This window comes from Streptomyces liangshanensis, from assembly GCF_011694815.1.
GTDB classification, from domain to species: Bacteria; Actinomycetota; Actinomycetes; order Streptomycetales; family Streptomycetaceae; genus Streptomyces; species Streptomyces liangshanensis.
This window is the reverse complement of sequence record NZ_CP050177.1, coordinates 4955154-4974594: the sequence shown is the minus strand read 5'-3', so window position 1 is coordinate 4974594 and position 19441 is coordinate 4955154. Positions and strand designations below refer to the sequence as shown.

17 protein-coding genes are annotated in these 19441 nt (G+C 71.5%); 13 read left to right on the top strand and 4 right to left on the bottom strand.

What is annotated here, in order from left to right; translation table 11 throughout:
* Window positions 1–288: 288 nt before the first annotated feature.
* The 5 genes from HA039_RS21550 (at window position 289) to HA039_RS21530 (ending at window position 4364) form a co-directional block, all read left to right on the top strand.
* A complete protein-coding gene (locus tag HA039_RS21550) occupies window positions 289–804 on the top strand; it encodes a cysteine dioxygenase (RefSeq protein ID WP_167032498.1) in 516 nt (171 codons plus the stop codon).
* Between the two features lie 58 nt (window positions 805–862).
* Window positions 863–1819 carry a 2-phospho-L-lactate transferase gene (gene cofD, locus HA039_RS21545; protein ID WP_167032496.1) on the top strand — a complete coding sequence of 319 codons (957 nt, stop codon included), beginning with the start codon at window positions 863–865 and terminating at the stop codon, window positions 1817–1819.
* Window positions 1816–3120, top strand: a complete 1305-nt coding sequence (locus HA039_RS21540) for a coenzyme F420-0:L-glutamate ligase (protein WP_167032494.1) — start codon at window positions 1816–1818, stop codon at window positions 3118–3120. The genes cofD and HA039_RS21540 overlap by 4 nt, the downstream gene beginning before the upstream one ends.
* Before the next feature lie 255 nt (window positions 3121–3375).
* Window positions 3376–3873 (top strand): hypothetical protein, encoded by a 498-nt coding sequence (locus HA039_RS21535; protein WP_167037307.1) that lies wholly within the window; start codon window positions 3376–3378, stop codon window positions 3871–3873.
* 221 nt (window positions 3874–4094) lie between these two features.
* A complete protein-coding gene (locus tag HA039_RS21530; RefSeq protein ID WP_167032492.1) occupies window positions 4095–4364 on the top strand; it encodes a hypothetical protein in 270 nt (89 codons plus the stop codon).
* A 56-nt stretch (window positions 4365–4420) separates the two neighbouring features.
* Here the strand turns inward: HA039_RS21530 and HA039_RS21525 are convergent, their stop codons facing one another.
* Complete coding sequence (locus HA039_RS21525; protein WP_425086369.1) at window positions 4421–5542, bottom strand: DNA-3-methyladenine glycosylase family protein; 1122 nt, start codon at window positions 5540–5542, stop codon at window positions 4421–4423.
* 352 nt (window positions 5543–5894) lie between these two features.
* Here HA039_RS21525 and HA039_RS21520 point away from each other — a divergent pair, with 352 nt between their 5' ends.
* Window positions 5895–6218 carry a hypothetical protein gene (locus tag HA039_RS21520; RefSeq protein WP_243869644.1) on the top strand — a complete coding sequence of 108 codons (324 nt, stop codon included), beginning with the start codon at window positions 5895–5897 and terminating at the stop codon, window positions 6216–6218.
* 242 nt (window positions 6219–6460) lie between these two features.
* Here HA039_RS21520 and HA039_RS21515 read toward each other — a convergent pair whose 3' ends face one another.
* Window positions 6461–6664 (bottom strand): hypothetical protein, encoded by a 204-nt coding sequence (locus tag HA039_RS21515; protein ID WP_167032490.1) that lies wholly within the window; start codon window positions 6662–6664, stop codon window positions 6461–6463.
* A gap of 498 nt (window positions 6665–7162) precedes the next feature.
* Between HA039_RS21515 and HA039_RS21510 the strand changes: the two genes are divergently transcribed.
* Both HA039_RS21510 and HA039_RS21505 read left to right on the top strand, forming a co-directional pair.
* Window positions 7163–7999: a helix-turn-helix domain-containing protein gene (locus HA039_RS21510; RefSeq protein ID WP_167032488.1), complete on the top strand. Its 837-nt coding sequence runs from the start codon at window positions 7163–7165 to the stop codon at window positions 7997–7999.
* Window positions 7996–8202: a DUF397 domain-containing protein gene (locus HA039_RS21505; protein WP_167032486.1), complete on the top strand. Its 207-nt coding sequence runs from the start codon at window positions 7996–7998 to the stop codon at window positions 8200–8202. Before HA039_RS21510 ends, HA039_RS21505 begins: the two co-directional genes overlap by 4 nt.
* A 65-nt stretch (window positions 8203–8267) precedes the next feature.
* On the opposite strand, the gene manB is transcribed toward HA039_RS21505, so the two are convergent.
* Window positions 8268–9350 carry a mannose-1-phosphate guanylyltransferase gene (gene manB / locus HA039_RS21500; protein ID WP_167032484.1) on the bottom strand — a complete coding sequence of 361 codons (1083 nt, stop codon included), beginning with the start codon at window positions 9348–9350 and terminating at the stop codon, window positions 8268–8270.
* A gap of 136 nt (window positions 9351–9486) precedes the next feature.
* Window positions 9487–10989: an N-acetylmuramoyl-L-alanine amidase gene (locus tag HA039_RS21495; protein ID WP_167032482.1), complete on the bottom strand. Its 1503-nt coding sequence runs from the start codon at window positions 10987–10989 to the stop codon at window positions 9487–9489.
* A 137-nt stretch (window positions 10990–11126) separates the two neighbouring features.
* On the opposite strand from HA039_RS21495, the gene HA039_RS21490 reads away from it, so the two are divergent.
* From HA039_RS21490 to HA039_RS34155, 5 genes are all read left to right on the top strand, one after another.
* On the top strand, window positions 11127–11906 hold the full coding sequence (locus tag HA039_RS21490) for a TIGR03089 family protein (RefSeq protein ID WP_167032480.1): 780 nt from the start codon (window positions 11127–11129) through the stop codon (window positions 11904–11906).
* A 236-nt stretch (window positions 11907–12142) separates the two neighbouring features.
* Window positions 12143–13711, top strand: a complete 1569-nt coding sequence (locus HA039_RS21485; RefSeq protein WP_167032478.1) for an LCP family protein — start codon at window positions 12143–12145, stop codon at window positions 13709–13711.
* A gap of 231 nt (window positions 13712–13942) precedes the next feature.
* Window positions 13943–15781: an LCP family protein gene (locus tag HA039_RS21480; RefSeq protein ID WP_167032476.1), complete on the top strand. Its 1839-nt coding sequence runs from the start codon at window positions 13943–13945 to the stop codon at window positions 15779–15781.
* A gap of 50 nt (window positions 15782–15831) precedes the next feature.
* On the top strand, window positions 15832–17574 hold the full coding sequence (locus HA039_RS21475) for an LCP family protein (RefSeq protein ID WP_167032474.1): 1743 nt from the start codon (window positions 15832–15834) through the stop codon (window positions 17572–17574).
* A 130-nt stretch (window positions 17575–17704) separates the two neighbouring features.
* Window positions 17705–19426, top strand: coding sequence for an LCP family protein (locus HA039_RS34155; protein ID WP_481906680.1), 1722 nt, complete (start codon window positions 17705–17707; stop codon window positions 19424–19426).
* Window positions 19427–19441 lie beyond the last annotated feature (15 nt).

Genomic DNA, 19441 nt, shown 5'->3' with positions numbered 1-19441 from the left:
GCGATCGCCGTGCACACCGCGACCCACGTCCGTGGATTCCGCAGCGTTGCCCAGGCCGGCTGTTGCTGTCCGTGTTCTTCCCGCTGTTGATGCCCTGGCGTCGTTGACGTTCCGGCGTCCCGACGCTCCCGCGTTGTCGACGCTCCCGCGTCGTTGACGCCCCAGCGCTCCAGCCTCCTCCTGGCTTTCCCCCCCCCCGTTGGCTCGTTCGTCTCCTCCGGTCGTCACGCCCGCGTGTCCGGGCGCCCGTCGGCTCCGAGCTCTTCCCGCCGAGGAACCACCGCACCCATGAACAGCGACAGCGACCTCCAGATCGCCGGCGACCTCCTCGAGGTCCCGCACCTCCTCCAGCCCCCGCGCGAGCACCCCCTCACGGTGGCCGAGTTCGCCGGGCTCGCCCGCGCACTCGCCGCCGACCGCGCGCAGTGGGCCCCGCTCGTCCGGTACGACACCACCACCCGCTGGTACCACCGGCTCCGCACCGGCCCCGGGTACGAGGTGTGGCTGCTCTCCTGGGTGCCGGGCCAGGGCAGCGGCCCGCACGACCACGGTCGGTCCTCCGGCGTCCTCACCGTGCTGGAGGGCGAGCTGACCGAGCGGACGAGGAGCGGCGCCCGTACGCTCGCGCCCGGCGCGCAGCGCGTCTTCGCGCCCGGGTACGTGCATGACGTCGTCAACGACACGATCGAGCCCGCCGTGAGCCTGCACATCTACTTCCCCGGCCTGACGGAGATGCCGATGCACGCGGCGAGCTGCGCGCCGCACGCGACGGAGTCCGTACCGGAGGAGTCCGTACCGGCGTAGCGAGGTCACCCACCCCCTCCGGGAGGGGAACGTCCCCGCGGCCTGACACGATGGGTTCATGCGCATTGTGGTTCTGGCCGGCGGTATCGGCGGCGCCCGTTTCCTTCGCGGCCTCAAGCAGGCCGCGCCCGACGCGGACGTGACGGTGATCGGCAACACCGGTGACGACATCCATCTGTTCGGGCTGAAGGTCTGCCCCGACCTCGACACGGTGATGTACACCCTCGGCGGTGGCATCAATGAAGAGCAGGGCTGGGGGCGTACGGACGAGTCCTTCCAGGTCAAGGGGGAGCTGGCGGCGTACGGGGTGGGACCCGAGTGGTTCGGCCTCGGCGACCGCGACTTCGCCACCCACATCGTCCGTACGCAGATGCTGGGCGCGGGCTACCCGCTCAGCGCCGTCACCGAGGCGTTGTGCGCCCGCTGGCAGCCCGGCGTGCGGCTGCTGCCGATGTCGGACGACCGGGTCGAGACGCATGTGGCCGTCGAGGTCGACGGCGAGCGGAAGGCCGTGCACTTCCAGGAGTACTGGGTGAAGATGCGGGCGTCCGTGGACGCGCTGGCGGTCGTCCCGGTCGGCGCGGACCAGGCCAAGCCCGCGCCCGGCGTGCTGGAGGCCATCGGCGCCGCCGACGTCATCCTCTTCCCGCCGTCCAACCCCGTCGTCAGCATCGGCACGATCCTGGCCGTCCCCGGCATCCGCGAGGCCATCGCCGACGCGGGGGTGCCGGTCGTCGGCCTCTCCCCCATCGTCGGGGACGCGCCCGTGCGGGGCATGGCCGACAAGGTGCTCGCGGCGATCGGCGTCGAGTCGACGGCCACGGCCGTCGCCGAGCACTACGGCTCGGGGCTGCTCGACGGCTGGCTCGTCGACACCGTGGACGCGGCGGCGGTGGCCGGCATCGAGGGCGCCGGCATCCGGGCCCGCGCGATCCCGCTGATGATGACGGACGTGGACGCGACCGCCGCGATGGCGCGTGAGGCGCTGGCGCTGGCCGAAGAGGTGCGGGCATGACGTCGTTCTCCGTACGGGCCCTGCCCGGGCTGCCGGAGGTCCGCCCCGGCGACGACCTCGCGAAGCTGATCGCGGCCGCCGACCCCGGACTGGCCGACGGGGACGTCCTCCTGGTCACCTCGAAGATCGTCTCCAAGGCCGAGGGCCGGATCATGGAGGCGACGGACCGCGAGGCGGCGATAGACGCCGAGACGGTACGGGTGGTGGCGCGGCGCGGCCCGCTGCGCATCGTCGAGAACCGGCAGGGCCTGGTCATGGCGGCAGCCGGGGTCGACGCCTCGAACACCGCCCCCGGGACGGTCCTGTTGCTGCCCGAGGACCCGGACGCGTCGGCGCGGGTCATCAGGACCGGGCTGCGGGAGGCGCTCGGGGTGGACGTCGGGGTGATCGTCACGGACACGTTCGGGCGGCCCTGGCGCAACGGGCTGACGGACGTCGCGATCGGCGCGGCGGGGGTGCGGGTCCTGGACGACCTGCGCGGCGGTACGGACGCGCAGGGCAACCCGCTGAGCGCGACGGTCGTGGCGCTGGCCGACGAACTGGCCGCCGCCGGCGACCTGGTGAAGGGCAAGGCGGCGGGGTTGCCGGTGGCGGTGGTGAGCGGTCTGCCGCACCTGGTCGGCGACACCGACCCGTCCTCGGCGGACGGCGCCCGCGCGATGGTGCGGGTGGCGGCGGACGACATGTTCCGGCTGGGCACGTCGGAGGCCGTACGGGAAGCGGTGACGCAGCGCCGTACGGTACGGGAGTTCACGGACGAGCCCGTCGACCCGGGCGCGGTCCGGCGCGCGGTCGCGGCCGCGGTCACCGCGCCCGCGCCGCACCACACGACGCCGTGGCGCTTCGTCCTCCTGGAGTCCGCCGCGTCGCGGCTGCGGCTCCTGGACGCGATGCGCGACGCGTGGATCGCGGACCTGCGCGGCGACGCCAAGTCCCCGGAGTCCATCGCGAAGCGGGTCAAGCGGGGCGACTTCCTCCGTACCGCGCCGTACCTCGTCGTGCCCTGCCTGGTGATGGACGGCTCGCACACCTACGGCGACGCCCGGCGCGACGCGGCGGAGCGCGAGATGTTCGTGGTCGCGGCGGGCGCGGGGGTCCAGAACTTCCTGGTCGCCCTGGCGGGCGAGCGGCTGGGCTCGGCGTGGGTCTCGTCGACGATGTTCTGCCGCGACGTGGTACGGGACGTCCTCGGCCTGCCGGCGGGCTGGGACCCGATGGGCGCGGTGGCGGTGGGCCACGCGGCGACGCCGCCGAAGGAGCGCCCGGCGCGGGAGGCGGAGGCGTTCATCGAGGTGCGGTGACGGGGCGACGGTGGCAGGTCGGTCGACGTGGTGACGCATCGTAGCCGTACGAGAACCGTACGGGGCGGGAAGGCGGGAAACCGCCCGTACCCCTCCCGGCGTGCGCTTTGCTTTCGGCTGTCCGCCGTTCGTACACACCACGTACGTCCGCACACCACGCCAGCCACGCAGCCGCCCCGGAGGAACCCTGTGTCGTCGCCCTTGTCGCCCTACAGCCCCGCGAACGCTCCGGTCGGCGATGTGGGCGCGGCGCTGATGATGATCGACTCCCAGCTCAAGGCCGTCCACGACGGCAGGTCGGGGACCGACCCCGAACGGCAGGCCCTCTTCGACCACGTCACCGCGTCGCTGGGCCCCGACGGTCTCGACGACGTGCTGGACGGCGCGTGCACGCTCATCTACCTGTACATGACGTGGCTGCGGAAGGCCCACGAAGACGTGGACAAGGACGTCATCGAGTACGTCGTACCGACCCTCGTGGCCTCGATGCGCCGGATGCCCAAGAGCGTCCGCCCGGAGGCCATCCCGATCATGGCGGGCCTGGTCATCGCGGCGGGCACGGGCCTGAGCCCCAACCTGTGGCGCAAGCAGTACGGGGACTGGACGGAGGTGGAGATGACGCCTCTGGAGGTCACCGCACTGCTGCTGGCGGACCACATCAACCGCATCACGGAGGACCGCGACTTCGCGACCCGGATGGTCACGGAGGCGCTGTCGCGGATGGACGCGGACGATTACGAGGACGAGGACTGACGCGCCGCCCAGTGGGGAGTGAGGACGACGCCGAAGTACTCGAACTTGTCACCTTCTTCATGAGCCGGGAACTCGACCGCTCCGTCGCCTTCCGGCCGACTTCCGTAGGGATTCATCATCCCTGAGGTCGTTCACCTGACGGACCGGGTGAACGACCGCGAGGGTGAGCACCACGGCGGCACCGCCGTCGGTCGGTTCTGGCCCGAAGCGAGGGAGTCGTTGTGGCGAGATCGTGGGAAGCGGATCCGGAGACGGCCTTCCTGAGAAGGATCGGCAAGTCCCCGCAGGAACTGGGGATCACCTCCGACACTCCTGACTGCCCCGACATGTGGGAGTTGGAGAACGGCGATGTCGCCGTCATAGGCAGGGACCTTTCGGGTGCGCTCGGCACAAGGCTGCCCGCCGGGGTGTCGATCGGTCCGGACGAGCGGCTCGTGGTGATTCCCAGGAGCATGCTCATCGCCGCGAAACCGGACATTCCGAGTGTTTGATCCGTGCCCGCGGGGAGGCTCGACGCGCCTCGCCCCTCTCGCACGTCTCACACGTCTCACATGCCGGCGAAGTTTCTGATCGGCATGCGGGGGGCTCGGCGGGGTGGGGTGTGGCCGCTGAGGAGGATCAGGCGGATCGCTCGGTGGCGGTGGCCCGCGTAGGGGGCGAGGAGTTTCAGCATCGTCTCGTCGTCGGCGTGGCGGTCGTTCGCGAGGGCGTGGCCGACGATGCCGGGGAGGTGGAGGTCGCCGACCGTGACGGCGTCGGGGGCGCCGTTGGTGCGCTGGATCACCTCGGCGGCCGTCCAGGGGCCGATGCCGGGGATCAACTGGAGGCGGGCGGCGGCCTGTTCGGGTTCCATCGAGGCGGCCTCCTCCATGCGGGCCGCGACCCGGACCGCGCGCAGGATCGTGGACGACCGCTTGGCGTCGACGCCCGCCTTGTGCCACTCCCACGACGGGATCATCGCCCACGTGCGGGCGTCGGGCATGACGTGGAGGCGGGTGGGGGTGGGGCCCGGGGCCGGTTCGCCGTACTTCCGTACCAGGAGGCGCCAGGCGCGGTACGCCTCGACGGTGGTGACCTTCTGTTCCAGGACGGATGGGATCAGGGATTCCAGGACCAGGCCGGTACGGCACAGGCGCAGGCCCGGGCGGTTGCGGTACGCCGTGAGGACCGCGCGGTGGCGGGGGGTGAAGGTGCTGGGGTCGTCCGCCTCGCCGAGCAGGTCGGGGAGGTGGTCGAGCAGCCACTCGGCGCCCGGGCCCCATGCCTGTGCCTCGACGGCGCCCGCGTGGGAGGCGGGTGCGGCGCGGAGGGTGGCGGGGCCGGCCGGTGTCCTGGTCGCCCGCCAGAAGGAGCCGTCCGCGGCGGCCTGGAACGTGGGGTCGCCGGGACCTCTGCGTAGCGGGCCCAGGACGAGGGCGAGGTCGTAGGGGCCGCCGTCGGGTGGCGTCCAGCGACGGTGGACGGCGCGGGGGCCGCAGGCGGGGGCGCTCGGGAGCGCCGCGCTCGGGGTTGCCGGGGTGGGTTCGGTTGCCTGGGCGGTTTCGGTGCCCGGGACCGTTGCTGTACCCGAGGCGGTTTCGGTTGTGGTTGCCGGGAGCGCCGGGGCGGTGGGGAGCGCGGGCGCGCTTACGGGGGCGGTACGGGGGCGCGGAGCGAAGCGGCCTGCCACGGGGTGTCCGGGTTCGTCGGGGGCGGGGTCACTCCAGAGGGTAGGCGGTTGCCCCTGCCGGGTGCTCCCCCGCCCCGGCCGTCCTGGTCGCCTTGGTGGCCCCGTCGCCCCTGTGGTCCTGGAGGCCCGGCAACCCCTGCGGTCCCGGTCCCCCCTGTGGCCCGGGCGATCCCGGCGAGGGTGGCGGCTCCGGCGGAAGTGGCGAAGGTGGTCGTGCAAGAGCGCTTTCCCCTGCGGGGCGCTTGGCGAATCGGGCGTGCACGCTTGGTTCGGCTGGTCGTGCATGTGAGGGTTGTCTCGTGTGTGTGTGGGGGGGGGCTGCTCGCGGCCGCCCGAGGCGGTCGGAAGGGGAGTGGCGCGCATCTTCGCGGGTAAAGCGGCACGGCTGGTGGTCAGCAATGACGGTGAGAAGCCGCTGGATCTGATGCTGGAGCCCTGGGGCGACGTCTATCGGATCTTGCCGAAAGAGACGTGCGTCGTTGTCACTCACCTCTCTGCGGGAGATGGCTCTTGGCCTGGGACGCAGCTTGGGGACGAGCCGTTTCAGGTCGGCCACGGACCTGAGTGGGTCACGGTGTGGGCCAACGGCCACTGTTTCCACCTCAGCGACAGGGCGGGCAACGAGATCGACGAGTACGTCTATGGGGGGTGCCCGGTTCAGGACCCGGCCGCCTGAAGGGATGCCAGACGGTCGAAGACGTCGTCGTCGACTTTCGTGGCCCCTTCGGGTTCCGACAGCGTGCGACTGACGCCTTGGGCGTGTCACGCCCACGCCCACGATTGTGATCGGCTTTGCCGAACAGCTCACCGGCGAGGAATGGGACCGCAGCACTCGCTACAGCTACGAGTCGTACTCCAACACAGTCGGGTGGGCCGGCGCATAGGCCCCGGGGAGGACGGCCTCAGCCGCCAGGTCGTTCAGCCGACGACGGCCAGGCAATCCGCGCAATTCACTGCTCGCAGCCATTGCGTGGGTTCCGCGCCGGGTACGGGGCAGACCGGTTCCAGCGTGGCCGCGCCGCGGGCGTTCGGGGTGGCCTTGAGCTTGTGCACGGTCAGTACGTCGTCACCTACCGTGCCCGCCACGTACTGCGTCTGAGCGTCCGTGCCCGTGTCCGTCATGGTGTGCCTTTCCGCCTTGCTTCGTCGTGGTCGTGGTCGTTTGTCGTCTCGGCGCACCGCTCCCAGCGCTCCCGGTCGGCGGCCGGATCCCATCCCCGGCTCCGCCGGTTCGCCGCCTCCACGAGGGGGCGGATGCGCCGCATGGTCGGGCTGAACGACCGGTCGTCGGCCGGCTCGGGGTGTGCGTGGGGTGAGGTGTTACTCATCCGCCGCCAGCAGCCTTCGAAGTCCGAACTCAACATCCCTTAGCAGGGCGGGAGTTGGTTCGGCATAGCCGGTACGCGGCACCCACTCGGGCGCCAATCGCCAGAATCCGCCGGCCTCCACGAGGGAGGCGAGTTCGTCGTCCGGGGCGTTGTCCGGCTCTGGTTCAGGGGGGTTGGGCAGCACTAGCCGACTCCTCTCCGTAGCCATTTCGCTACCAAGCGGGTTCAGCGTCGCCTAGAGTCGATATCCCTTCAACTTGTACGGCACGAACGGAAGGTCGGTGTCTGGGCTTTGAACATCAAGGAGTTGAACCCCGACAGTGGTCCGGCGGCAGCATTCGGAGCGCGGGTCCGCAGGTTTCGGGAAGCGCACGGATGGAAGCAGGAAGAGCTCGCGGAGCGGACGGAATATTCCAGTACGCATATTTCGGCCGTGGAAACTGGTCGCAAGATGACGACTCTTCGGTTCTCGCGCCGCCTGGACGTCGCCTTCGGAACGGCCGGCACAGCCGACTCCTTCGAGCGTCAGTGGCAGGAGATCCGGAACGGGTCGCTGCTGGAAGGCTTCCCGGAGTACGTCGGCTACGAAGGCCGGGCTGCTGAACTTCGGCTCTTCGAGATCGGGATCATCCCCGGGTTGCTGCAAACTCCTGAGTACGCAGGTGTGTTGGCGGGTAGCGACGTACAGCGGGGGGCCATCACACCCGAGCAGGCCTCGGAACGGGTTTCGTTCCTCGCGGAACGACAGGCGGCTCTGGTACGGCGTCGTCCGCCCATGGTGTTTCTGGTGATGGACGAGAGTTGCATCCGACGGCCCATCGGCAGCCCCGAGGTCATGGACGCGCAACTTGAACGACTGGTCGAGTTCGCGGCCCGCCCCAACACCGTTTTCCAGGTAGCACCGTTCAGCATGGGAGAACGGCGCCCGTTCAACTTGCCCGTCAACCTGCTCACGCTGTCCGACCGCTCGGTTCTCGCATACTCAGAGTCGCAAGCTCAAGGACATCTGGAGCGCGAAACCACTTCCGTACTGCGCATGCTGACGGCCTACCATCAACTACAGGCCGAAGCGCTGTCGCAAGCGGCATCTGTAGCCATGATCAACCAGTTACGAAAGGGCACCCCGTGACGACCCCATCCCCGCGCTGGTTCACATCCTCGTACAGCTCCAACGGTGGCAACTGCGTCGAGGTCGCCACCAACCTGGCCGCTACCCACGGCATCGTCCCCGTCCGCGACTCCAAGGACCCCCTCGCCGGGCAGCTCACGCTCTCCCCCGCTGCCTTCGCCGGGCTGGTCGCGCTTGCCCGTCGCGGGTGCGTTCAGGCGTAACGCCCCTACTGGGCCCCGCCGTTCGCCGTCCGCGGCGCGGCGGGGCTCAGCGCGTTCGGGGGACGTTACGCGTCCGAGGAGAAGCGGATCGACGCCGGGGGGAGGGTTGCGTCGCACCAGATGCGGACGCCCTCGCGTAGTTCGTTGTCGGCGCCGACCGTCGCGCCGTCGCCGATCACCGCGCCCGCGAGGATCGTGCGCGCGCCCACCCTCGCGCCCGCGCCGATCAGCGAGTCCGTGATCACCGCGCCCGCCTCGACCACCGCGCCCGCGAGGAGCACGCTGCCCGCGATGCGGGCGCCCTCGCCGATCACCGCGTTCTCGCCCACCACCGTGCCGCCCGTCAGCTTCGCGTCGGAGGCGACGGTGGCCGTCGGGAGGACCAGGCGGTCGCCGCAGCGGCCCGGGACGGCCGGGGACGGGGCGCGGCCCAGGACCAGGTCCGCCGAGCCCCGTACGAACGCCTGGGGGGTCCCCAGGTCCAGCCAGTACGTGGAGTCGACCATGCCCTGGAGGTGGGCGCCCGACGCCAGCAGGTCCGGGAAGGTCTCCCGCTCGACGGAGACCGGCCGGCCCGCCGGGATCGTGTCGATGACCGAGCGGCGGAAGACGTAGGCCCCCGCGTTGATCTGGTCGGTGACGATCTCCTCCGGCGTCTGCGGCTTCTCCAGGAAGGCCGTCACCCGCCCGTCGGCGTCCGTCGGCACCAGGCCGAACGCGCGCGGGTCCTCGACCCGGGTCAGGTGCAGCGAGACGTCCGCCCCCGACACCTCGTGGGTCCGCACGAGTGCCTTGATGTCGAGGCCGGTGAGGATGTCGCCGTTGAAGATCAGGACCGGTTCGTCCGGACCCGAGCGGAGCCGTCCGGCGACGTTGCGGATCGCTCCGCCCGTGCCGAGCGGCTCGCGCTCCGTCACGTACTCGATGTGCAGCCCCAGCGCCGAGCCGTCGCCGAAGTACGGCTCGAAGACCTCGGCGAGGTACGACGTGGCGAGGACGATGTGCTCGACCCCCGCCGCCCGCGCGCGGGCCAGCTGATGCGTGAGGAACGGGACGCCCGCCGCCGGCACCATCGGCTTGGGTGTGTGCACCGTGAGCGGCCGCAGCCGGGTGCCCTTGCCGCCGACCAGGAGGATCGCTTCTGTCACCGTGTCGTCTCTGCTTCCTGCTGGGGCCGGCACCGCGTACACAACTTCTCCGTACATATGACCGGCCAGTGTATGCAGCCTTTCGGTACGTCCCGCTTCGTTCCGCGATTCCCGCGCCCGACGACGTCGGCCTTCCTCAGCGGCCCTGGTACTTGGCCGATGTCGTCCGCGTGGTGCCGAGCTTCTCGTAGAGCCGGCTTCCCGGGCACTCGGTGACGAAGCCGTCCCGGTGACCGGAGATGGCGTTCAGCGCGACCTTCGTGCCCTTCTTGTATTTGTTGCTCCCCCCGGACGTCAGCGTGGACTTCCCGCGCGGATTGACTCCGTAGAGCCCGAGCTTCCACGCGGTCAGTTTGGCGATGGCGGTCGTGGCGGCCGCCGGCGGATTGGTGCTGCTGTACGTTCCGAGAACGGCGATGCCCACGCTGTTGGTGTTGAAACCGAGGGTGTGCGCGCCCATGACCGGCTTGGCCACACCACCGGCGCGTCCCTCGTAGATGTTTCCGCACTTGTCGATGGCGAAGTTGTAGCCGATGTCACGCCATCCGCTGCTCACGACGTGGTACCGGTAGATACCGCGCAGAACGGAGGGCGCCTGCGCGCAGGTGTAGTTGTTCCCTGTCGCGCTGTGGTGCACGAACGCGGCCTTGACCGACTTCGTGTAGCCGAACTTCCGCTCGCGCAGATTCTCGTCGGCGCCCCAGCCCTTGCGGGTGACGATGCGCGGACGGGCGCCGATGTACGGCTGCGCGAAGCCGACCTGGTCGGCGAGGTCGGCCTCGGTCTGCTCCTTGGTCTGGGCGGCGATCTCGGTCGCGCCCAGCTCCGCCAGGTCCGCGTTGACCGCCGAACTGGCCGCGTCCCCGGCCGTCATGGCGACGGGCATGCGCTCCTCCTCGGCGGGGGTGCCGGCCGTGCCGGGCACGGTGCCGGGGACCGCCGGGGTATCGGGGGTGTCGGACGGGCCGTTGGGGCGGGTGGCCTGCGGGCCGCCCGCCGTCGTCGTCGCCGCCGGCTCCGCGCCCGGGTCGACCAGCTCCAGGCGCAGCCCGCGCGGGAGCAGCGGACGGGCCGGACCCTTCGGGCTCGACTCCTCGACCGCGCGTACGCGCAGCTCGACGCCGTCCGAGTCGCCGACCCACAGCGGGGCCGTGGCGCCGTGGACGGTGGCCGCCGAGCGCTCCTCCGTACCGAGGTCGGCGCCGTGCTCCTGGTTGTGCGTCTCCAGGTCCAGCCAGCCGGACCAGACCTGCGTCCCGGTCGCGCGGGTGCGGACCTGGACGGTGCCGTTGAGTTCGTCGTCGGCGCTGTCCCAGACGACGCCGAGGAGCGAGAAGGGCCGTACGTCCCGGCGGGCCAGGCCCTGGACCGTGGCGACGCCGGTCGCGCGGTCGGTGGCGAGGGGGGCCAGCGGCAGCGACTGGGTGGAGCCCGCGACGGCGCGGGGGTCGGCAGCCGAAGGGGCGGAAGGGGCGGTACGGGGGGTCATGGCCTGGACTGCGGTACGGGGGGCGGCCTGGACGGCCGTGTGGGGCACGGAGGCCTGGGGGGAGGCGACCGCGCCGGACGGGAGCGACAGGGGCAGGACCAGCGCGGCGGTGCACGCGACGCCGATCGAAGAAGCAAGGTAGGCACGCATGTGAAGATCGTCGGCGCGACCGGCCGCCCCCGCCCGTCCAGAAACCCGCGGAAAGCTGACGGGCCATCGGGCCGACCGGTGGACGCCGTCACCGGTACGGCGGCGGCGCGCCCGGCCCGCCGCGTACCCTTTCCCGGGTGAACGCCACCGACCGCACCCCTGCCGACCTGCTGCGATCCGCGCTCGCCACGGATCCCGCCCGCCCCTTGGTCACTTTCTACGACGATGCCACCGGAGAGCGCGTGGAATTGTCCGTCGCGACCTTCGCCAATTGGGTGTCCAAGACGGCCAATCTGCTCCAGGGCGACCTGGGCGCGGAGCCGGGCGACCGGCTCGCGCTGCTGCTGCCCCAGCACTGGCAGAGCGCGGTGTGGCTGCTCGCCTGCGCGTCGGTCGGGGTGACCGTGGAGATCGGCGGCGACCCGGCGGCGGCCGATCTGGTCGTCAGCGGTCCCGACACGCTGGACGCGGCGCGCGCGTGCGGCGGCGAGCGGGTGGCGCTGGCGCTGCGTCCGCTGGGCGGCCGGTTCCCGGCGGCTCCGGCGGGCTTCGCGGACTACGCGGTGGAGGTGCCGGGGCAGGGCGACCGGTTCGCGCCGTTCGCGCCGGTGGACCCGGACGCGCCGGGGTTGGTGGTCGGTGAAGAGGGCAGTGCGGGCGCTTCCGGTCGTACGAAGCTGACGTGGGCCGGGCTCGTCGCGCGCGCCCGCGCGGACGCCGGGGCGCGCGGGCTGGGGCCTGGGTCCCGGGTGCTCTCCGGGCTCGCGTACGACACGTGGGCCGGGCTCTCGGCCGGGCTGTTCGCGCCGCTGGCCGCGGGCGGGTCGGTCGTGCTCTGCCGGAACCTCGGGGAGCTGTCGGCGGAGAGCCTCGAAAAGCGTGTGGAGAGCGAGCGGGTGACCGACCGTACGGTGTGAGCGCGCGGGCGGCCGCGAGACGCCCCGCGTGTGCCGCGTTAACGCACCTCTCACATACGAGTAGGACAATCCCTGCGGCGATACCCGTCCGGCGGACAGCGTGCCGAGCCCCCGGGAGGGAAGGCGCACGGCACGACATGATCGGCGAAACGTGCGGCACTTCGCACAACCAAGCGCGGGGTTCGCCCGTCTACCCCTGCAACCGGTGGCCCAGCGCGCCGCCGACGCCTTGAAGGATGGACGCAGACGTGACCGACAGTGCCGGCACCCCGGCCGAACCGGACAACCCGGCCGAGGACGAGCCGCAGGGCGGGGCGCCTGGGCTTGACGAGAAGGCGACGGCGCCCCGGCCCCCCGTGACCGACCCGCCCGCGGAACCCACCGCGGACGGGGACGCCGACGACCGTACGGCTCCCGCCCCCGCGGCGACCCCGGAGGCGGACGCCACCTCCCGTACGGACACAACAGACACAACAGACAGCGCGGAGAACGCGGTCACCACCGACACCCCGGACGGCAGCGCGGACAGCGGCGCGGGCACCGCGGACGCCGCCGACGCCCCCGAGAAGCTCCCGGTCTCCGGCGCCTCCGCACTCCCCTTCGCACCCGCCGCGCCCACCGCGCCCACCCCCGTCGCCGCGCTCGGCGACAACGATGCCGAGAGCGGGACCGGCCGCGCCCGGCGGCGTCGGCACTGGCTGCGCTGGACCGCCGTCGGCACCTCCGTCGTCCTGCTCGGCGTCTCGGCGGCCGGCTGGTGGCTCTACCGGAAGCTCGACGGCAACATCACGACGGACACCGCCGCCGCCTCCGAGTTGCGTACGTACGAGAAGGAACGCCCCGTACCGGTCGTGACCGACGCGACGAACATCCTGATGATCGGGTCCGACAGCCGGGCCGGCGACAACGACAAGTACGGCAAGGACGACGGCGGTTCGCAGCGCTCGGACACCGTGATCCTGCTGCACCTGGCCGCGGACCGGAAGAGCGCGACGGCCGTCTCGATACCGCGCGACCTGATGGCGGAGATCCCCAGCTGCCGCGAGTCGGACGGCTCCCGCAGCCGGGAGCAGTTCGCGCAGTTCAACTCGGCCTTCGAGCTGGGCGGCGCCGCCTGCACCATCCGTACCGTCGAGAAGCTCACCGGCATCAGGATCGACCACCACATGGTGATCGACTTCAGCGGATTCAAGGACATGGTGAACGCGGTCGACGGCGTCGAGGTCTGCCTCGCCGAGCCCGTCGACGACGTGGACGCCCACCTCAAGCTCCCCAAGGGCCGCCAGAAGCTCGACGGCGAGCAGGCCCTCGGGTTCGTGCGCAGCCGCCACGGATTCGGCGACGGCAGCGACACGCAGCGCATGGACCGCCAGCAGCGCTTCCTGGGCGCGTTGTTCAAGAAGGTGCAGAGCAACGGCGTCCTGCTCAACCCGACGCGGCTCTACCCGGTGCTCAACGCGGCGACGAAGTCCATCACCACGGACCCCGGGCTGAACAGCCTCAAGGACCTGTACGACCTGGCGAGTTCCATGCGGAACGTACCGACGGAAAAGGTGCAGTTCCTGACGGCTCCGCGCCAACCGTACTCGGGCAACAGGAACCGGGACGAACTGGTGCAGCCGCAGGCCGACCAGTTGTTCAAGGCGCTGCGCGAGGACGCCCCGATCTCCGTCACGGCGCGTGACAGCGGGGACACCGAGGCGGCGGGCGACAGCGACGGGACGTCAACGCCCGAGCCGTCGGAACGCCCCGAGGAGAGTCCCACGTTCTCGGGCACGAACGCCGCAGTGGGGATGTGCGGGTAAAGCAGGGCCCAAGGAGAACGCGGGTCCGGCGGGGATCGATGAGGAATAGGCGTATTGCCCGCTTGTAAGGAGCGTGCAATGGGTCACTGGCGTCACTGGACGCCAGACGGGGCGGATAGTGTGACGCGATCCGGTGCGTCCGGCCTTCGGGCCGCGCACTGCTGGATCGACTGACCGAGCGCTTTCGGGGGGAGGCGCCTCGCGTGGCACCGACGGAGGATTCAAGCAACCGTGGATGCGCAGAACCGTGGACAGGCGGACGAGATCGACCCCGCCGACCAGTGGGTACTCAACCCGCGAACCGGTAATTACGAACTGCGACTGGACCACTCCGGAGGGCAGTCGGCCCCCGCGTCGCCGCCGCCGGGGGCCCGCTCCGGCAGGCGTGGCACGCCGCCGAGCGCCAAGTCGGAGGCGCCCGGGCGGGGCAGGGACACGCCGAGGACGGACACGCCCGCCGGGGGCACGCCCCGGCGCGGCGGTGCCCGGGGGAAGGGCGGCGCGGCGGACAGCGGGACGCGCGCCGCCGACGTACCGGGGCAGCGCAGCCGCCGGGCCGGCAAGGGCCCCGCGAACGAGACGCAGGCGGCGGCCGGCCGGCGCAAGCGCAAGCAGAAGAAGTCGCGGGCGAAGAAGGTGCTGCTGTGGACCGGCGGCACGATGGCGGTGGTACTCATCGCCGCGTCCACCGGCGGGTACCTGTACTACCGGCACCTGAACGGCAACATCTCGACCATCGACGTGGCGGGCGCGAGCGACAAGGGCTTCGAGAAGGACAAGCCCATCAACATCCTCGTGATCGGCACGGACAAGCGCACCGGAGCCGGGAACCAGAGCTACGGCGACGCGGGCAGCGTCGGCCACGCCGACACGACCCTCCTCTTCCACGTCTCCCAGGACCGGACGAACGCGACGGTGCTGTCCATCCCGCGTGACCTCGTCCTCGACATCCCGGAGTGCACGACCAAGACCGCGGACGGCGAGACCAAGGTCATTCCGGCCACACCGCACAGTGTGTCGGAACCGCGGTTCAACACCAGCCTCGGCCAGGACGGCCGCGACCCCGGCTGCACGATGGCCACGGTCAAGGAACTCACCGGGATCACACCGGACCACTTCATGATGGCCGACTTCAACGCCGTGAAGACGATGAGCACGGCGGTGGGCGGGGTCCAGGTGTGTGTCGACAAGGCCGTCGACGACCCCAAGTCGCACCTCAAGCTTCCCGCGGGCGAGAGCACCATCGCGGGCGAGCAGGCGCTCGCCTTCGTCCGTACGCGCCACGCCTTCGGCGACGGGAGCGACCTGACCCGTATCAAGACGCAGCAGCAGTTCCTGAGCTCGCTGCTGCGGCAGATGGCGTCCAAGGACACCCTCACCAACGTCTCCAAGGTGACGGACCTGGCCGAGGCGGCGACGAAGTCGCTGACGGTCGACTCCGGCATCGGCTCCATCACCAAGCTCGTGTCGCTGGCGAAGGAAATCGCCAAGGTCAGTCCCAAGAACATCACCTTCGCCACCGTCCCGGTGCTGGACAACCCGGGCGAGGCCCCGACGAGGAGGGCCACGGTGGTCGTCAACGAGGCGCCGGCCGAGCAGCTGTTCTCGTTGATCGCGAACGACACCTCGCTGAGCGAGGTGAAGGAGAAGGAGAGCGCGGCCAAGGCCGCGCAGAACAAGGTCCTCCAGGGCCCGAAGGCGGATGCCGCGGACGTGCGCGTGGACGTCTTCAACGGCGGCGGCCCGCAGGGCTCGGCGCAGACGACGCTCAACTGGCTCCAGAACGACGAGGGCGTGCTCAAGTCCACGAACAAGGGCAACGCGCCGGCGCCGTTGGCCAAGACGACCCTCGTGTACGCGCCCAACCAGGCCGACCAGGCCCGCGCGCTCGCCGCGATGATGGGGCTGCCGGGCGCGGCGCTGAAGCAGGGGACGGAGGACGCGGTGGGTCTCCAGGCGATGGAGCTGACCCTCGGCAAGGACTTCAAGGGCGCGGGGGTGCCCATCACCGGTCCGGCAAAGGCGCCGGTGCCGACCACAAAAGCCGACAAACAGGTCTGCGCCAAGTGACGCCGGATTCCCGGCTCACGCGCACGGCGGCCTGAGCAAGGGGGACCCGCGTGGGTCACAGCAGCACGCCCAGGGAGCGGTCGCGGCGGCGCCAGCCGCACGCCCGTGAACTGGGCTGGGACGACAGCCTGTACGACGCGGGCTCCGACGGCGGCGCACCGTCGGACGGTACGGGCGGCTCGGGCGGCGCGGTGGACGGGCCGGCCGGTGACGGGGCTGACAGGGCCGGCGGGGCGGACGGGCACGGTACGGACGGGACCGCGCCCCGCAAGGCCCGTAAAGGCGGGAAACCCCCCAGACGCCGGGGCTGGCGCGTCGTCCGCTGGACCGCGGGTGTCCTCGCCCTGCTGCTGCTCGTGGCCGCCGGGGCCGGATACCTGTACTACCGGCACCTCAACGGCAACATACGCACCGACGACCGCAACAACGGCGACACCGGCCTCAAGAAGCCCGCGGCCAACGAGGCCGGGCAGACCCCTCTCAACATCCTGCTGATCGGCTCGGACAGCCGCGCGGATCCGGAGAACGTCAAGCTCGGCGGCAGCAAGGACACCGCGGGCAATCCCCCGCTCGCGGACGTGCAGATGCTGTTCCACGTCTCCGCCGACCGCAAGAACGCCTCGGTCGTCAGCATCCCCCGCGACACCCGCGTCGACATCCCGGAGTGCAAGGACAGCGCGACCGGCAAGGTCTACCCGAAGACCAACGGCATCATCAACGAGACCCTGGGGCGCGGCGGCCCCGGCTGCACGCTCAGCACCTGGGAGAACCTCACCGGCGTCTACATCGACCACTGGATGACGATCGACTTCTCCGGTGTGGTGCAGATGGCCGACGCGATCGGCGGGGTCGACGTCTGCGTCAAGGACAACGTCTGGGACCGGCCGCTGCCGGGCGTGCCGGGCGGCTCCGGGCTGAAGCTGGAGAAGGGCACGACCCGTATCCAGGGCAAGCAGGCCTTGCAGTGGCTGCGGACGCGGCACGCGTTCTCCAGCGACATCGGCCGGGCCAGGGCCCAGCACATGTACATGAACTCGATGATCCGTGAGCTCAAGTCGCAGAACGTCTTCACCGACTCGCTGCGGCTCAGGGGCCTCGCCGAGGCGGCCACGAAGTCGCTGGAGGTCTCCAAGGAGATCGGTACGGTCAAGAAGCTGTTCGACCTCGGCATGCAGCTCAAGGCCGTGCCGACCAACCGCCTCACGATGACGACCATGCCGTGGATCGAGGACCCGCAGAACCGGAACCACGTCGTCCCCAACAAGGCGGACGCCGACCGCATGTGGACGATGATCCGCGACGACGTGGCGTTCGACGCCAACGGCGACAAGGCCGAGGCGGCCGGGAAGCCCACCGGGCCCGCGTCGAAGGCGCCGTCCGACGCGCCCGCCGACACGGGCGTGACGGTGCTCAACGGGACCGGCGGGGAGCAGGCCCCGGTGTCGGGCCGCGCGCGGGCCGTCGCGGACGTGCTCGACGGCAAGGGCTTCACGCGGGCCGAGGCGGGCACGCAGCAGAGCCCGCAGGAGGCCACGGAGGTGACGTACCCGAGCGCGGACCTGGAGGGGGACGCCCAGGCCGTCGCGAAGGCCCTCGGGATCCCGCTGACGTCGGTCACACAGTCCACGAGCGTCTCGGGGATCACGGTCGTCGTGGGCGCCGACTGGCGCACCGGCACGTCGTACCCGGCGAAGGCGAAGCCGAAGGCGGGGGGCATCCCCGGTACGGCGGACGCCATCAACGGGTCGGACAGCAAGGCGTGCATGGACGTGTACGCGCCGTACCGCTTCTGAGCGGGCGGGCAGGCACGCAGGCAGGCAGGTAGGTAGGAGGGGGTACGGCGGGCAAGGCGCGGCCGTCGCGTTACCGCGAACGGGGGACAGCGGCGCGCGCCGTCCGGTCGCTTCCGAGGTCGCTGATCGTATGGGCCTACGGTGCTCACGATCCCTACCCACCGCGGAGGTGTCCCCCGTGCCCACGCCGCCCCGCTCCCCCCGTCCCGCCCGCCGCCCGGCCGCCGCCCGCCCGAGGCCGCCCGCCCGGCGCGGCGCCGGACGGCAGCCGGTACGGCGTGACGGGCGGCCCCGCTGGGGCATGCGCGCGGCGACCACCCTGTCCGTGCTCGTGCTGGGCGCCGGCGGGATCGGCCACGCGGTGGTGACCAGCCTCGACACCGGGATCGACCGGGTCGACGCCTTCAAGGACATGAAGAACAGGCCCGACGCGGGCCACGGCCTCAACCTCCTCCTCGTCGGCACCGACGGCCGGGACAGGATCACCGAGGCCGAGCGGCAGAAGTACCGGCTGGGCGGCGCGCCCTGCCACTGCACCGACACGATCATGCTGGTCCACCTCTCGGAGGACGGGAAGCGGGCCAGCGTCGTGAGCCTGCCCCGCGACAGTTACGCCGAGATCCCCGCGCACACCGACTCCACCACAGGCAAGAAGCACAAGGCGCACCCGGTGAAGATCAACGCGGCGTACGCGGAGGGCGGTCCCAACCTCACGGTCAGGACCGTGGAGCACATGACGGGCGTGAAGATCAGCCACTACCTGGAGGTCGACTTCACCAGCTTCATGAAGACGGTGGACACGATCGGCGGGGTCGAGATCTGCACGCCGCGGGCGCTGAAGGACTCGTACACCGGACTCGACCTGACCCCCGGCACGCACCGGCTCGACGGCGGCCAGGCCCTCCAGTACGTGCGGTCGCGGCACATCGACGGCAACGCCGACCTCAGCCGGATGCAACGCCAGCAGCGTTTCGTCGCGGCGCTGATCAGCCGGGCCACGAGCAACGGGGTGCTGCTGAACCCGGTGAAGTTCCGCGACGTGACGCGGGCCCTGCTCGGTTCGGTACGGGCGGACGCGGGCTTCGGCGCGCAGCAGCTGCTGAGCCTGAACAAGGCGATGCGCGGCTTCTCCCCGTCGTCCTCGGAGTTCACCTCCGTACCTCTGCTGGCCAAGGGAGTGTCGCTGCCGGGCATCGGCTCGACGGTGAAGTGGGACCCGGAGAAGTCGAAGAAGCTGTTCCGGGCGCTGCGCGAGGACAAGCCGCTGGCGCTGCCGGGACCGTCGGTCCCCCGGGACCCGGCCGCCGGGCCGGCACCTGGGGCGGCGGGTGCGCCGGGGCCGTCCGCCGCGCCGCCGGCGTCCGTACCGCCGCCCGCCGCGTCGAAGGCCCCGGGGACGGCGGCGGCCGGGGCGCCTTCCGCGGCACCCTCCGCGGCAGCTTCCGCGGCACCTCCGGGGGCACCTTCCGCGGCTCCCAAGGCCGCCCTCGTCGACGTGAAGCCGGCGGACATCCGGGTGCAGGTCTACAACGCGACCCGTACGGACGGCCTGGGCAAGCAGGTGGACGACGCGCTGCGCGCCACCGGCTTCCGTACGACGGGCGCGCCGCTCGCCGCCGGCGTACGGGACGTCAAGCGCACACAGGTGCTCTACGACCCGCGCTGGGACCGTTCGGCGCGGTCCCTGGCGGCCGCGCTGCCGGGCAGCGAGCTGCGGGCCGTGAAGGGGCAGGGCGGGACGCTGAAGGTGATGGCGGGGTCGGAGTACCGGACGGTGGCGCCGGTACGGGTCGAGGCGACGCCCGCGGGTCGGTTCGAGGCGATGACGGGCGACCAGGTGGCGTGCCCCTGAGACGGCACGCCCTGT

What these genes read in the sequence shown, in the direction of transcription:
- HA039_RS21495 (WP_167032482.1), bottom strand. Translation starts at nt 10,989, where the DNA reads ATGCGTGCCTACCTTGCTTCTTCGATCGGCGTCGCGTGCACCGCCGCG.
- HA039_RS34155 (WP_481906680.1), top strand. Translation starts at nt 17,705, where the DNA reads ATGGGCCTACGGTGCTCACGATCCCTACCCACCGCGGAGGTGTCCCCC.
- HA039_RS21550 (WP_167032498.1), top strand. Translation starts at nt 289, where the DNA reads ATGAACAGCGACAGCGACCTCCAGATCGCCGGCGACCTCCTCGAGGTC.
- HA039_RS21535 (WP_167037307.1), top strand. Translation starts at nt 3,376, where the DNA reads ATGATGATCGACTCCCAGCTCAAGGCCGTCCACGACGGCAGGTCGGGG.
- HA039_RS21540 (WP_167032494.1), top strand. Translation starts at nt 1,816, where the DNA reads ATGACGTCGTTCTCCGTACGGGCCCTGCCCGGGCTGCCGGAGGTCCGC.
- cofD (WP_167032496.1), top strand. Translation starts at nt 863, where the DNA reads ATGCGCATTGTGGTTCTGGCCGGCGGTATCGGCGGCGCCCGTTTCCTT.
- HA039_RS21515 (WP_167032490.1), bottom strand. Translation starts at nt 6,664, where the DNA reads ATGACGGACACGGGCACGGACGCTCAGACGCAGTACGTGGCGGGCACG.
- HA039_RS21485 (WP_167032478.1), top strand. Translation starts at nt 12,143, where the DNA reads ATGGACGCAGACGTGACCGACAGTGCCGGCACCCCGGCCGAACCGGAC.